The sequence below is a fragment of the Lysinibacillus sp. OF-1 genome (assembly GCF_028356935.1).
In the GTDB taxonomy this organism is placed as follows: domain Bacteria; phylum Bacillota; class Bacilli; order Bacillales_A; family Planococcaceae; genus Lysinibacillus; species Lysinibacillus fusiformis_D.
Genome location: NZ_CP102798.1, coordinates 3,259,458 through 3,273,166, shown reverse-complemented (window position 1 = coordinate 3,273,166; position 13,709 = coordinate 3,259,458). Strand labels below are relative to the sequence as shown.

At 39.4% G+C, this 13,709-nt stretch carries 15 protein-coding genes; all 15 read left to right on the top strand.

Going from position 1 to position 13,709, the window contains the following annotated elements:
• Nucleotides 1-5 precede the first annotated feature (5 nt).
• Nucleotides 6-446: a terminase small subunit gene (locus NV349_RS16030; protein ID WP_271913607.1), complete on the top strand. Its 441-nt coding sequence runs from the start codon at nt 6-8 to the stop codon at nt 444-446.
• Entirely contained in the window at nt 439-1,689 is a 1,251-nt protein-coding gene (locus tag NV349_RS16025) for a PBSX family phage terminase large subunit (protein ID WP_058844910.1), read from the top strand. Before NV349_RS16030 ends, NV349_RS16025 begins: the two co-directional genes overlap by 8 nt.
• A gap of 12 nt (nt 1,690-1,701) precedes the next feature.
• The gene (locus NV349_RS16020; protein ID WP_271910558.1) at nt 1,702-3,114 is read left to right on the top strand and encodes a phage portal protein; all 1,413 of its coding nucleotides are present in this window, start codon (nt 1,702-1,704) and stop codon (nt 3,112-3,114) included.
• On the top strand, nt 3,095-4,114 hold the full coding sequence (locus NV349_RS16015) for a phage head morphogenesis protein (RefSeq protein WP_271910557.1): 1,020 nt from the start codon (nt 3,095-3,097) through the stop codon (nt 4,112-4,114). Before NV349_RS16020 ends, NV349_RS16015 begins: the two co-directional genes overlap by 20 nt.
• A gap of 122 nt (nt 4,115-4,236) precedes the next feature.
• Nucleotides 4,237-4,827: a phage scaffolding protein gene (locus tag NV349_RS16010; protein ID WP_271910556.1), complete on the top strand. Its 591-nt coding sequence runs from the start codon at nt 4,237-4,239 to the stop codon at nt 4,825-4,827.
• A 10-nt stretch (nt 4,828-4,837) separates the two neighbouring features.
• Nucleotides 4,838-5,695, top strand: a complete 858-nt coding sequence (locus NV349_RS16005) for a N4-gp56 family major capsid protein (protein WP_271910554.1) — start codon at nt 4,838-4,840, stop codon at nt 5,693-5,695.
• 46 nt (nt 5,696-5,741) lie between these two features.
• Nucleotides 5,742-5,963: a hypothetical protein gene (locus NV349_RS16000; RefSeq protein WP_058844914.1), complete on the top strand. Its 222-nt coding sequence runs from the start codon at nt 5,742-5,744 to the stop codon at nt 5,961-5,963.
• Nucleotides 5,944-6,279 (top strand): head-tail connector protein, encoded by a 336-nt coding sequence (locus NV349_RS15995; protein ID WP_271910553.1) that lies wholly within the window; start codon nt 5,944-5,946, stop codon nt 6,277-6,279. The genes NV349_RS16000 and NV349_RS15995 overlap by 20 nt, the downstream gene beginning before the upstream one ends.
• Before the next feature lies 1 nt (nt 6,280).
• Complete coding sequence (locus NV349_RS15990; protein ID WP_271910552.1) at nt 6,281-6,598, top strand: phage head closure protein; 318 nt, start codon at nt 6,281-6,283, stop codon at nt 6,596-6,598.
• Entirely contained in the window at nt 6,598-7,014 is a 417-nt protein-coding gene (locus NV349_RS15985; protein WP_271910551.1) for an HK97-gp10 family putative phage morphogenesis protein, read from the top strand. Before NV349_RS15990 ends, NV349_RS15985 begins: the two co-directional genes overlap by 1 nt.
• A complete protein-coding gene (locus NV349_RS15980) occupies nt 7,011-7,454 on the top strand; it encodes a DUF3168 domain-containing protein (protein ID WP_271910550.1) in 444 nt (147 codons plus the stop codon). Before NV349_RS15985 ends, NV349_RS15980 begins: the two co-directional genes overlap by 4 nt.
• Before the next feature lie 43 nt (nt 7,455-7,497).
• Entirely contained in the window at nt 7,498-8,268 is a 771-nt protein-coding gene (locus NV349_RS15975) for a phage major tail protein, TP901-1 family (protein WP_271910549.1), read from the top strand.
• A 60-nt stretch (nt 8,269-8,328) separates the two neighbouring features.
• On the top strand, nt 8,329-8,802 hold the full coding sequence (locus NV349_RS15970) for a tail assembly chaperone (RefSeq protein ID WP_271910548.1): 474 nt from the start codon (nt 8,329-8,331) through the stop codon (nt 8,800-8,802).
• 62 nt (nt 8,803-8,864) lie between these two features.
• The gene (locus NV349_RS15965; RefSeq protein ID WP_271910547.1) at nt 8,865-9,149 is read left to right on the top strand and encodes a hypothetical protein; all 285 of its coding nucleotides are present in this window, start codon (nt 8,865-8,867) and stop codon (nt 9,147-9,149) included.
• Between the two features lie 5 nt (nt 9,150-9,154).
• A complete protein-coding gene (locus tag NV349_RS15960) occupies nt 9,155-13,705 on the top strand; it encodes a phage tail protein (RefSeq protein WP_271910546.1) in 4,551 nt (1,516 codons plus the stop codon).
• The last annotated feature ends 4 nt before the right edge of the window (nt 13,706-13,709 follow it).

Below are 13,709 nucleotides of genomic sequence, written 5' to 3'. Positions count from 1 at the left end.
ATGCCATTGGGAAAGTAAAGAAATTAAACCTGAAGCAACAAGCGTTTGCAGATAATTATATTGAATTAGGAAATGCAGAAGAAGCAGCACTACAAGCTGGATATAGCAAAACTTATGCAAGAGGTCAATCATACAAATTGTTGGCAAATGTCGGCATAAAAGCCTATATAGACAATCGCCTTGAAGAACTAAAATCAGAACGTGTAGCAGATCAGCAAGAAGTCATGGAATATTTGACAGCAGTAATGCGCGGAGAGCACACAGAAGAAACGCTTCGAGGTATTGGTGAAGGAGCTCAAACGATTGACGATATCGATGTATCTGCAAAGGACCGGATCAAGGCCGCAGAGCTTCTTGGCAAGCGATACCGCATGTGGATTGACAAGCAGGACATTACGGCTGTTGTAACGCCAGTATTCGTGGATAACGTGCCAGAAGATGACTAAGCGACCACACGTTGATGTCGCAAAAGCGATAGGCGGCGGATACAATCGTTTCTGGCATAATAAGCAGTTTTATCGAGTTGTAAAAGGATCCCGAGGAAGTAAAAAAAGTAAGAATACGGCATTGAATTTTATTTACCGTATTATGAAACACCCTTGGGCAAATTTACTAGTGATCCGCCGTTACTCAAATACAAATAAACAATCCACATATACTGATTTGAAATGGGCGTGTAACCAGTTAAAGGTTGCACACCTTTTTAAATTCAATGAATCACTGCCAGAGATAACCTACATTCCAACTGGCCAGAAAATCCTATTTCGAGGTTTAGATGATGAGCTGAAGATTACATCGATCACAGTAGAGATTGGGATTTTATGTTGGGCATGGTTTGAGGAAGCGTACCAAATTGAAACAGAAGAAAAATTTCGCACCGTTGTTGAATCGATCCGAGGTAGCTATGAAGCTGAGGACTTTTTCAAGCAAATTACAATCACGTTTAACCCTTGGTCAGAACGCCATTGGTTGAAGCGTGTTTTTTTTGATCCTTCAACAAGAGAAAAGGATACGTTTGCTACTACAACTACATTCCGTGTAAACGAGTGGTTAGATGACGTTGATAGAGCTCGCTACACAGATTTATACCGCACTAATCCACGACGAGCTAGAATCGTATGTGATGGCGAATGGGGCGTAGCTGAAGGGCTTATTTTCGATAATTTTGAGGTTAAAGATTTTGCTCCTTTAGAAAAAATTAAAAGCTTGCAAAAAACTGTTCATGGTATGGACTTTGGTTTCACAAATGACCCAACAACATTAGTAAGTGCAGCTGTAGATAAAGCAAATAAAGAGATATGGATTTATGACGAGCATTACGAAAAGGCTATGCTTACTAAGGATATCTACAACATACTTGAGCAAAGAGAGCTATTACGTACTCGAGTTACAGCAGATAACGCTGAAAAACGATTGATTAAAGAGCTAAATAATTTGGGGGCTCGCGGCGTGAAGGCAGCTGCTAAAGGCAAAGGCTCTGTAATGGAGGGTATTAACCTTTTACAAGGTTATAAAATTTATATTCACCCTTCTTGTGAAAATACGATCGAGGAATTTAACACGTACACATTCAAACAAGATAAAGAGGGACGTTGGCTGAATGAACCGATCGATGCAAATAACCATATTATCGATGCCTTACGTTACGCAATGGAAAACATGAAAGCGACGATGGGCGTATTAAAGTAAAGGAGGGTTGCTATGTTAGATCGAACGCACACTGATGAATTAATTGCACATGTTAAAGCTAATACACCTGCACCAACAGAAATTATTAAAGAGCTGTATGACGCGTTTGACAGTAGCAAGATGCTTGAAGGTGTTAAGTATTATGGGGTCAATAATAAGATCAACGAGCGCAAGATTTACACATACCAAGACGAGAAGAAAGTTGAAGATCCAGACGCTATCAACTCAAAAATTCCTTCAGGGTTTCATAAGATCTTAGTGGATCAAAAGGTTGCTTATTTAGTTGGAGAGCCAATGGTGTTTGGTAGTAAATCTGATAACAAGCAGCAACTACAGTTACTAGAGGAAATCATAGGTGAGCAGTGGGAGGACACTATTACCGAAATTGTCAAAGGTGCTTCTAATAAAGGTATTGAGTGGCTGCACGCCTTCGTAAATGAGGATGGCGATTTTGATTATATGGTTGTGCCAGCTGAAAATTTCATCCCAATCTACGACTATAGCAAACGAAAAAAGCTTGCTGCAGGTATTCGATTCTATGCATTGGGAGAGATCATCAAATTAGAGGTCTACGATGATGAAATGGTCACCTATTACGAAATGATTGACGATGAAGTTTATCTGGATGTAAATGTTGAAGTGAATCCATCAACACATTTTACGGACGCTGAGGGTATTTCGGGGATGGGATGGGGAAAGGTTCCGTTTATTCCTTTTCTAAATAACAGCGAAGAGATGAGTGATTTACATTTTATTAAAGAGAATATTGATAACTATGACCTGCTTGTCTCTGATGCGCAAAATACGCTCTTAGATATGCAGGCTTTAATTTGGGCATTGCGAGGATATGATGGTGAGTCTTTAGCCGAGTTTATGACAAATCTAAAACGGTATAAGGCTGTCAATATAGATGCAGAGGGCGGTATCGACACAGTTCGTGCGGAGGTCCCTGTTGAAGCCTATAAAACGCAGTCGGACACATTAAAAGAGAATGTGTATACATTTGGCCAAGGTGTTAACCCTTCGCCAGACATTATTGGGAACGCACCTTCAGGTGTTGCATTGGAGAATTTATATTCTTTACTGGACATGAAAGCGTCTATGTTTGAGCGCAAAGCCACTCTTTCATTGCGTGAATTTATGTGGTTCATTCAAACGTATTGCGAACTTGCCAAAAAAGGTAATTTTGATGCACGTGATATTACGTTTACATTTAACAAGCTGCTACTTACTAACGAAGCTGAAATTGTCCAGATGGCCCGAGATAGCGAAGGCGTCATTTCTAAAACGACCATTTTAGAAAATCATCCTTGGGTAAAAGATGTGGCTCAGGAACAAGAGCGATTAGAACGTGATGAAAAATTATATGGTAAAGATTTAGAGCTCTTAGACGAGGATGATGACGATGAATCAACAGGAGATTAATCGTATTTTAGATGAGCTTGAATCCAAAGCCGAAAAGGACATCGAAAAAGTATTTAATAAGCGCCTTAAGTCAATCCTGAATCAAATGCTTAAGGTGCATCAAAAGTTCGGTAAGAACGGTCAAGCTACCTGGACTGATGTAAATAAGTACAATCGCTTTAATCAAGAAATGAAGTTGATCGCTCAACAGCTTAATGCTGATTACAAAGCTATTATTAAGCTCATACGAGAGTCGGAGGAACGGCTTTACATTGAGAGATACTTATTGATGGCTTATCTATTACAACAGTCTACAGGTGAGGAAATGGGCTTTAAGATACCATCTATTGAAGTGATTCAAGCAGCAATTACTAATCCAGTTGAGTTTCTGACGTTACCGAAGATATTTGAAGCTCATAGAAACGAAATTATCAGGCGTTTGAACATCGAGATTGCACAGAGTTTACAAGCTGGCGAAAGCTACACTGACATGGCAATTAGAATAGAAAACGCTATGGGATGGACAAGAAAAAAAGCCATCCTTGTTGCTCGTACAGAGGGTGGCAGAGTGAGGTCAAGGGTTGATTTAGCTATCGAGGAACAGGCGAGTAAATCAGCACGGCTAACTAAGGTGTGGATGTCCTCGCTTGATACTAGGGTCCGTAAATCACATCGTAAGTTAGATGGTCAGAAAGCTGATAAGGATGGTTATTATCACTATGGAAAGTGGAAGTCTAAAGCTCCGAGACTATGGGGCATCGCTTCAATGGATATTCAGTGCCGATGCCACACGATTTACATGGTGAATGGTAAGTTACCTGAATACCGACGAGGCAGGGACTGCATGGACGATACCTACCAAAAAACACTGGCTGCTCGTATTGATGCTTACATGTCTGATTTAGGGCTTACTTACAAACAAGCTTTCAATAAAGCGTACAAACAAGTAAAGCCACCAAGTGTTGTGGTTCCGTTCGTGAGTTATGAAGAGTGGAAGAAAAAATTTAGTGGTGAAGGATAGCTGTAGTCATACGGCTTTTTATTATGCCTAAAACCCGTCTTTTTGGCGTTTGCAGACGTTAAAGTAACAAACCAAAACCCTATCGTGCGTACTACGATAATGCGAAATAGGAGGTATATCACATGAAAAAAGAAGATTTAATTGCATTAGGTTTAACAGAGGAACAAGCAGATAAAGTAATTGAAGGTTATGGTCAGATGGTTCCCAAATCACGTCTTGATGACAAAATACAGGAACTTAAAACAGCAAACGAAACTATTGCTGAACGAGATACACAGTTAAAAACATTACAGACAAAGGCAGCAGGCAACGAAGAGTTGCAAACTGAAATTACTCGCTTGCAACAAGAAAATGCAAATGCAAAAGCAGATCATGAAGCTGAATTACAAAAACGTGATTTTGAGCATGCATTAGATAGCGCGTTACGTGATGCAAAAGCAAAAAACGTTAAAGCTGTTAGAGCAAATCTAAATTTAGAAGCTATAAAGTTAGATGGTGATAAGTTACTTGGCCTTGATGAACAATTAACAGCATTAAAAGCATCTGATGATTACCTATTTACACCTGAAGGATTGAAGGGGTATACGCCTCCAAATCCAGGGGGAGGTGGTAAGCCAAAAGTGACCAAGGAACAATTCGATGCCATGAGTATTAGTGAGAAAACTGAGCTATATAACACAGACTATGAGCTCTATAAATCATTGAAAGAATAGGAGAATGAATATGAAGAAAGTAATTGGTTTACAATTTTTGAACAAACAATTTCAAAGCTTAAACATCCAGATGTTTGCTCAAACAAAAGCTGCTGATCTAATTAATCCAGAGGTTTTAGCAGATGCAATTTCAGCAAAACTGCCTAAAGCTATTCGTTTTGCACCATACGCAACGACTGACAATACGTTAGTAGGTCAACCAGGTGATACGATTACTCGCCCAAAATACGGGTATGTTGGTCCAGCTGCTGATTTACAAGAAGGTGTGCCAATGGACACTACAAAGCTCAGCATGACTACTTCCCAAGTAACGGTAAAAGAAACAGGTAAAGCAATCGAAATTACCGAAAAAGCGATTATTACAAACGTTAAAGGAACGTTAAATGAAGCTGAAAAACAACTACTTTTAGCAATGAAAGATAAAGTTGAAATCGATTATCTAGCTACTTTAAATACTTCCTTGTTATCTCATAATGCTGCACCTGTCACTCCAACTGCTATTATTGATGCTAAAGATGTTTTTGGTGATGAAGGAGAAGTTGAATGTGTACTATTTATTCACCCTAAAGACTATACAAAATTAGTGAAATCTTTATTTACTGTAGGTGGTAGTATTCAGGAAACAGCAATAGCTAAAGGCAAAGTTGCTGAATTAGTTGGTGTTAAAGATATCGAACGTTCTAATCGTTTAACTGAAGGTACAGCATTTTTACAGAAATTCGGTGCAGTTGAAATTGTGAATAAAAAAGAAGTTGACGTGAAAAAGGACGAAGATATTCTAGCTCGTACAGTTGTTGTAGCAGCCAACGCACACTATACAACTAACCTTTACAACGATAACGGTGTTGTGAAAATCGCCACTACTTAGAGAGGATATACACCTCTCTTTTTATTTGTGAAAAGGAGGGAAGAGTATGCTTTTGCGCCGTTATCATAATGTAAAAAAGGAATCTACAGAAGAGAAAGTCAATAGTTCACTAAAACAAGAAACGTCCCCAAATCTTGAAGAATTAACTGTTAAAGAGTTACGAGATTTGTGCAAAGTGCGTGGTATTAAGGGGTATTCAAATAAAACAGAAGAAGAGCTAATTGAAATGCTCTCAGGTGGTGTTGTAAATGTGGAATCCGACAAATGACGAAATCAATGAAATCATTTCATTAAATAACGATAAATCCACTACCCAATTAGTAGACCATTACACAGCACTAGCGCCTGTTCTCTACGACATTGGCTGTTCATGGACCAATAACATGTTTGACATGTCAAAGGGTGCAGATAGGCAGAAACAAAGTGCTATGAAGCTATTCATTGCAAAGGGATGTAAGTTTTTCGAAACTACTGAGTTAGGTTTAGTTAGTAGATCCATGGGGACGGTGGCTTATTCATTTTCAGACGAGATTCCAGCAACAGTTTATAAGCCATTAAAGCCATATAGAAAGCTGAGGTGGTAGCATGAAACAATTTCCTCATGAGGTTGAAGTAGTTCAGAAACGTAAGGTATCTGATGGTGCAGGGGGCTCTATAACAGAGTGGTCTCTTGTTGATACCATTGAGGCATTCGTTGATACACCAACATCTAAAGAGAGGTTATTAGCGCATCAGGTTCAAAACCCACTTGATCGTTTTATGTATTACCCTTATCGCACAGATTTAAAATCTAATATGCAACTACGATTTGATGGTGAAATTTATGCTTTCGCTGGCCGTCCTGAAGATCAAGGGGGACAACATGAAATCATGCGTGTGGCGTTAAAGTTGGTGACTGAATAATGGCTAGGATTACATTCAGTGGACGACGATTACTAAGGGCAGCACAAAGGTTTGAAGAAGGTTTACTAGATAAAGTATCAGACATCATATACGAGACGGCGAGGCTTATTCAAACGCAGGCTAAAGCTTTAGCTCCTGTAGATGACGGTAGCTTACGTGATTCAATCGAAATGAAGATGTTAGGTAAATACAATGCGGTCGTTTCAGTAGGGGTCCATTATGCAATTTATGTGGAGCATGGGACCGGTATTTATGCTGAGAATGGAAATGGCCGTAGAACACCATGGACGTATTTCAGCACAAAACTAGGTCGATATGTAACTACTGAAGGTATGAGAGCTCAACCATTTTGGGGTCCTGCTGTAGATGCTGGTCGAGAATACTTCGAAAGAGAAATGAGGCGATTAGGCTTATGAGTAATTACTATGCCTTGCCTTTCTTTGAATTGCAGAAAGCTATTTTTCAAAAGTTAACGGCTAGTCAAGCTCTAACATCCATTACACGAAAAGATGAAGATGATCTTGGTGTTTATGATGCAGTCGATGAGAATACACCGTATCCATATATAACAATCTCAGAGCCTTACACGAGCCCATTTAATACCAAAACCAGTAATATCGAAACTATCACATTTACGATACACACTTGGTGGAAGGATAACGATGATTACAGCGGCAAGCGCGTAGTATACGAGATGTTATCAGCTTGTCAACAGGCTCTTATGGGTCGAAACTATCCAATACCAGGTGCGAGAGTATTAAGTGTCACAATACGTGAATCTCGTGTTATTGACGATAATAGCCCAGGTGTAAAACATGGCATTTTAACAATTCAATATAAAGTACAAAACATCTGACAGTCCTAAATGGGCTGTTTTTATTTTAGGAGGGAAAATACTTATGCAAAACGGTAAAGACACGGTCTTGCTCGTACAATTAGCAGATGCAGCACTTGGCTCAGATGGTTTCTTAATCGGAAATCTTACTGAAAATAGTTACTCGCTTGAGAGTGAATTAGTAGATGAGCAAACTAAATTTGGACGTATTTTAGCTTATGGGCAATCCAGTGAGTCATTCGAAATCACAGCTTATGGTGATAAAAATGATCCTGGACAAAAAGCAATTCTCGATGCCATTCGAAATGAAAAGCAATTAAAAGTGTGGGAAGTTGATTTAAAAGTAAATGATGATGATACGCATGACGCGAATTTTGCCTACACGTTAGTTGAATCGGTGGAGAAGTCATCTCCAGGCGATGGCTTCCAGGAGTTGTCTGCAACATTACAAGTCATTGGTAAATCACAACAAGGTAAATTGCCTAAACTTCCGCAAGAGGTAATTGAATTTGCAACGTACGGCTTCGAAACACCTGGTGAAAAGTCGGGCGAATTTGGTAAGGATCAAACGGAAAGTGTAGTAGTGGAGAGTGTATCAGTAACACCACAAACAACATCGGTAGTAGTAGGCAGTACTCGTCAACTTACAGTGACTGTTCTTCCAGCGGAGGCAGCCAATAAAAACGTTACATTCGTTTCAAGTGACGAGGCTGTTGCTACGGTGACATCCGCTGGATTAATCACAGGCGTGGCAGAAGGTTCAGCAACAATAACGATTACAACGGTAAGTGGTGGTAAAACAGCAACTGTCGCTGTAACAGTCACAGAATCGTAATCAAAGCACTCTCAGGGGTGCTTTTTCTTTTACTTAAAAACATTAGGAGGGCTATATAACATGGCTACATTAACAATTGCAGGTAAACAACACGACGCGAAATTTGGTTTCGCATTTAAAAATTTAGCAGATAAAAACTACAACCAAACTGACAAGGATGGTAATGAAGTGGGTGGTTTTAGTTCTATTTATACAGGATTACTACAATTTGATATAGACGCATTAAAAGCTTTTTGGGATTGCGGTTTAGCTCACTTGGGGACTAAAGGACGCCCAACAATTGCTGAAATCGAGAAAGGTTTAGAAGCACGAATTGATGAAGACGAAGGTACAGAAGAACTGTTCAAAGAGGCGTTTCGTGAAATTGATTCTTCGGGTTTTTTCAAAAGAGATGCCAAGATGTTTTGGAAGAACTTAGAGCTATTCAAAACGATGGGCAAGACAGACGAGGAAAAAGCCGAGAACGAGAAGGGCATTCAAATATTTATGGACGCCAAGGCGGAGTTGTTGGGCGAAACCGAGTTGACGGACTAGAATGGCTCGAAGTTTTAACCGATGCAGCGCAAAACATGGGTATCTATGAAGTGGATCTAATCATGTCATGGACGCCTAATGAGTACAAAGCATTTAAAAAGGGAGCTCTTCTCCAAGATGTTGACGACTTAGAAAACATGGCTCGTATGGCTGTATTTCATCGTATCGCTGCTAATAAGAAAAAGTTGAACATAGAGAAGGACTTGTTTGACGCTAGAAGTGCTCGTAAGCGAATTATTGACGGTGATAACGCTTGGAAAGAATCAAAGAAAATTGATACTACACGTCATGCTAAGGCACAAGAAGCCATGAAGAAATGGGCTGAGAACTTTAACAAGAAGAGGTGAAGTAGATGAACGGGAACTTTACAGCGCGTATTGGTGCACGTATCACTGAGTTTATGGCTCGTATGCGACAAGTCCAGAATACGATACGAACTACTGCAAATGACGTTCGTGTAGACATTGGTGCGGACGTTAGTGAATTTCGCCGCCGCATGGCTGAAATACGTGCTCGTATAGCTGCATTAGTGCGAGAGAAAGTCGTCATTAAGATAGAGGCACGAATACAAGAATTCCAGAACAGTATAAATCGTATAGCGACAAACATTCGGGCATTTGGCGAGCTAATGCAACACACGCTTATGGGTACGTTAATGGCGGTCTTCCCTGCTATATCTCCATTGATCGCTAATTTAGGGGTAGCAATTGCGAACTTAGGTCCAATGATTGGGACTGTTGCAGGCTCTACTTTTGCTTTAGCAGGAGCATTTGTTAGCGCAGGTGCTGCAGCTGGCGCATTTGCGATTGTAGCAATACCAACCATCAAAAAATTATTTGACGAAAATGCGAAGTTAAACGCCACTCAAAGTAAAGCAAAACAATCCTTTGATGCAATGAAAAAAACATATCAGTCCTTAGTAAAAGAGACTGAAAAACCAGTCCTGCAAGCTTTTACAAGTGCTATGCAGTTCACAAATACATTACTTACTAAACTAAGGCCCTTATTTTTATCTAGTGCTCAAGCAGTTGCAAAATTAATGGATCAGCTTAATCAATCACTAGACTCTCCACCAATTCAAAAGTTTTTGGAATACCTGAATACTTCTGGTGGTCCAATGCTCGAGACATTTGGACGTGCATTTGGCAACGTGTTTAAAGGTTTGTTATCCATGCTTACAGCGTTTGCTCCATTAAGTGCAAGTACTGCAAAAGGCTTCGAGGATATGACTGCTCGTTTTGCGGAGTGGGCGAACGGGTTAAGTGGTAGTGCAAAGTTCCAAAAATTTATGGATTACGTAAATGAAAATATGCCAAAGATTAGAGCAATCTTCAGAGATGCTACAGCCGGCATAGTTTACTTTTTTAGCGCATTTGCTGGTTCATCATCAGGTATGATGGACGGTCTGGTAGCAATGATGGCTCGATTTAAAGAATGGTCAGCTAGTCTTTCGCAAAATCAAGGATTCCAAACATTCTTATCCTATGTACAGCAAACAGCGCCGAGTGTATTGCAACTAATTGGTAATCTCACTAAGTTTCTTGTGAACTTGGGTATCGGTATGGCTCCTCTTGGTGCAGCTATTATTAACATTGCTAATAAATTTTTAGAGTTCACTAACTCTGCAATGGAAGGTAATCGTGCTATAGGCGTGATTCTAGCTGGACTAATTTCATTAGGTGGTATCTTACTAGCAGTAGTGCCTAATGTTATTGCTTTTAGTAAATTATTTAAAGGATTAGGTCCAACCTTAACAGCTGGCTTAGGAAAGGCCTTAAAGGTAGTGGGAGGTTTATTCACAAATTTTGGTGGGACCATGGCAACTCTAGGTACTAAAGTGATGGCTTTTGCAACAAGGTTTGGAAGTGGTTTAGGTTTAATTACAAATCCAGTTGGTTTAGTTGTCATCGCTATAGTAGCTTTCATTGCGATCTTGGTACGCCTGTATCAAACTAACGATAAATTTAGGTCACAAGTTCAAACTGCTTGGGAAGTAATTAAAACAGGGATATCCATGGCCGTAACAGCAATTAAAAACTCGATCATGTCAGTTTGGACACAGATAACGTCATTTTGGAATGAAAACCAAGAAAGCATTAAGGCAACTGCCTCTACAATTTGGAAGTTTATTGGTGATGTAGTGACAACAGCCATGACAGTCATAGGAGATATCATGAAGTTTGTGTGGCCTGTTGTGAAAGCTTTAATTGTCTCTACTTGGGACGCGATAATGAATGTCATTAAAGGTGCAATTGATATTATTCTAGGCATTGTAAAGGTGTTCACATCATTGTTCCAAGGAGATTGGAAGGGTGTATGGGATGGAGTTAAGCAGATCTTAGGTGGAGCATTACAAGCTATCTGGGGTGCTGTGAATCTTTACTTTGTAGGTAAATTACTTGGCCCACTCAAAGCTTTTGGCTCCACTGCTAAGACATTCTTACAAGGCATTTGGACAGCTATTAAAGGAATATTCACGAATACTCTAAATACGATTAAAAATACTGTTACGACTATTTTTAGTGGTATTAAATCTACGATTATGTCGATTTGGAACAGTATAAAATCTTTCTTTAATACGATTCTAAACGGTATCAAATCAATTTTTATGAGTATTTGGCGTAGTATTGCCTCATTTTTAGATAATATGTTTACAAGCATCTCTGGTCTTGTCCGGTCAGTTTGGAATGGGATTAAAAATTTCATTTCAACCGTATTGAATGCTATTGCTAACGTTATCAAAAGCATTTGGACAGGCATTAAGAACACAGTTTCTACAATACTGAATGGCATTAAAAACGTGATTGAAACGATATGGAACGGATTTAAAACCACTGTTTCAACAGCGATGGAGAATGTCAAAATGGCTGTCGTTAATGGATGGAATGCAGCTAAATCATTCCTAGAAAACATTAGTCTAGTGAAGATTGGGGAATATATTGTAGCTGGTTTAGTGACAGGGATCAATAACTGGTTCGGCAAGGTAAAAGCAAAGGTTATGGAGCTAGCTGAATTATTACCAGAATGGCTACGAAACAAACTAGGTATTCACTCGCCATCTCGCGTCATGATCGCTTTAGCTAAATGGATTCCCATTGGCGTTGCTAAGGGTATTGAATCTGCTACTAACGTAGTTCAAAAGGCGACAAATACCATGGCTGGCAAGGCTATCCCTGATTTCAGCAAGTCTATTACAACAACGAAATCAGCGATGGATAACATTAATTATATTGTTAAAAATACAACCTCCAATACAAGCGCTAATGCTCTTGCCATTCAAAAAGATTATGCTAAGAAACGTGCTGATCTTGACCGTAAAACTGAACAACAAATTTCAGTTATTAAAGCATCGGCATCAAAAAAGACTCAAACAAATACGAAGGCTCAACAACAACGCATTAATAACATCTTGGCTGATGCTGCAGCTAGTCGTCAAAAATTAGCCAAACAAGAAGCTGAAGCACTAGCTAAAGCAAGAAGTAAGTCACAAGCTGAAACGTTAGAAGCTTTAGAGCAGTATGTATCTAATAAAGAATCACTTGAATTATGGTCTACTGAACAACAAGCAGGGTACTGGAAGTATGCAACTACTCTGTTTAAGGAAAATACAAAAGAGCGTATTAAAGCACAGAATAATTACAACAAAGCAATGGCTGAACTTGCCAAAGAGCAGTTTGAGAAAGAGAAAAATTACATTGATCGTAAAAAGAATTTCAATCAATTGTCACTTACTCAGGAACTGGCTGCTTATGAAAAGTATATGAAGCAATACAAAGCAGGTAGTGAGGAACGTATTTACTACGAAGAAAAGGTGGCACAAACAAAGAAAGAAATTCATGAAAAGTTGGTATCTCTCAATGAAGAATACACATCCAAGATTCAAGAGGCTAATCAAAAACTCATCGATGGATCCAAAGCACTTACACAAGAATATGAGGATGCAGTTAAATCACGAACGCAATCATTATATAGTGTTGCTGGTATCTTCGATGAAATGGAAGAGAAGGCAGCTGTATCAGGTCAAAAGTTAATCGATAACTTGAGAGGGCAGAACGAGGCATTTAAAGAGTGGGCAGCCAATTTACAAGCACTAGGGGCTAAAGGCATTGACCAAGGTTTGTTAGCCGAACTACAAGCATTAGGACCATCTGCATCTGCTGAAATCGCAGCCTTAAATACTTTGAGTGCTACGCAGCTTGCCGAATATGTAGCATTATGGCAAGAGAAATCTAACCTAGCACGTTCCCAAGCTGAATTAGAGCTAACAGGAATGAAAGAAGATACTGCTAAAAAGATTGAAGAATTAACAGCTGAAACGGCTACGCAGTTAGATACCTATAAAACGGAATGGGCCAACAAAATTAAAGAAGTGCGTACAGGTACCGTCAATCAATTCAATGCTATGGTTGCTACAATGCCTCAGATTGGCCGTAATGTGATTAAAGGTATGCAACAAGGATTATCAGAATTAACGCCTGACCTTCTCGCACAAGCTCAATCCATTGCCGAGAGTATCAAAGCCACTATCCAAAGTGCTTTAGACATTCATAGTCCGAGCCGATGGGGTAAGAAGATGATTGGCCATAACTTGGTGAAAGGAATTATTATCGGTCTAGCTGACATGAAATCGGATGCCATTAAAGCTGCTGAAAGAGTAGCTGAATGGATTCAACCGCACGTTGAAGTTAGCGATATTATTAACGACATTAATGGTGCCATCGATGCCATACAAACGGAAATTGAACACAAAGTAAAAGTAGATGTTGATGTGAACGGTGAAGGTGGACAAGGTACAAATGATAAAGGTGTACATCAAGAGGTGCATTTACATTCACCAACACCTTTAAGCCCATCAGAAAATGCACGTCAATTAAAACGTGTAGCACAACAACTAGCATTCTAAAGGA

Coding starts and splice junctions, on each gene's coding strand:
- NV349_RS16025 (WP_058844910.1), top strand. CDS start 439: ATGACTAAGCGACCACACGTTGATGTCGCAAAAGCGATAGGCGGCGGA.
- NV349_RS16020 (WP_271910558.1), top strand. CDS start 1,702: ATGTTAGATCGAACGCACACTGATGAATTAATTGCACATGTTAAAGCT.
- NV349_RS16015 (WP_271910557.1), top strand. CDS start 3,095: ATGAATCAACAGGAGATTAATCGTATTTTAGATGAGCTTGAATCCAAA.
- NV349_RS16010 (WP_271910556.1), top strand. CDS start 4,237: ATGAAAAAAGAAGATTTAATTGCATTAGGTTTAACAGAGGAACAAGCA.
- NV349_RS16005 (WP_271910554.1), top strand. CDS start 4,838: ATGAAGAAAGTAATTGGTTTACAATTTTTGAACAAACAATTTCAAAGC.
- NV349_RS16000 (WP_058844914.1), top strand. CDS start 5,742: ATGCTTTTGCGCCGTTATCATAATGTAAAAAAGGAATCTACAGAAGAG.
- NV349_RS15995 (WP_271910553.1), top strand. CDS start 5,944: ATGTGGAATCCGACAAATGACGAAATCAATGAAATCATTTCATTAAAT.
- NV349_RS15990 (WP_271910552.1), top strand. CDS start 6,281: ATGAAACAATTTCCTCATGAGGTTGAAGTAGTTCAGAAACGTAAGGTA.
- NV349_RS15985 (WP_271910551.1), top strand. CDS start 6,598: ATGGCTAGGATTACATTCAGTGGACGACGATTACTAAGGGCAGCACAA.
- NV349_RS15980 (WP_271910550.1), top strand. CDS start 7,011: ATGAGTAATTACTATGCCTTGCCTTTCTTTGAATTGCAGAAAGCTATT.
- NV349_RS15975 (WP_271910549.1), top strand. CDS start 7,498: ATGCAAAACGGTAAAGACACGGTCTTGCTCGTACAATTAGCAGATGCA.
- NV349_RS15970 (WP_271910548.1), top strand. CDS start 8,329: ATGGCTACATTAACAATTGCAGGTAAACAACACGACGCGAAATTTGGT.
- NV349_RS15965 (WP_271910547.1), top strand. CDS start 8,865: ATGTCATGGACGCCTAATGAGTACAAAGCATTTAAAAAGGGAGCTCTT.
- NV349_RS15960 (WP_271910546.1), top strand. CDS start 9,155: ATGAACGGGAACTTTACAGCGCGTATTGGTGCACGTATCACTGAGTTT.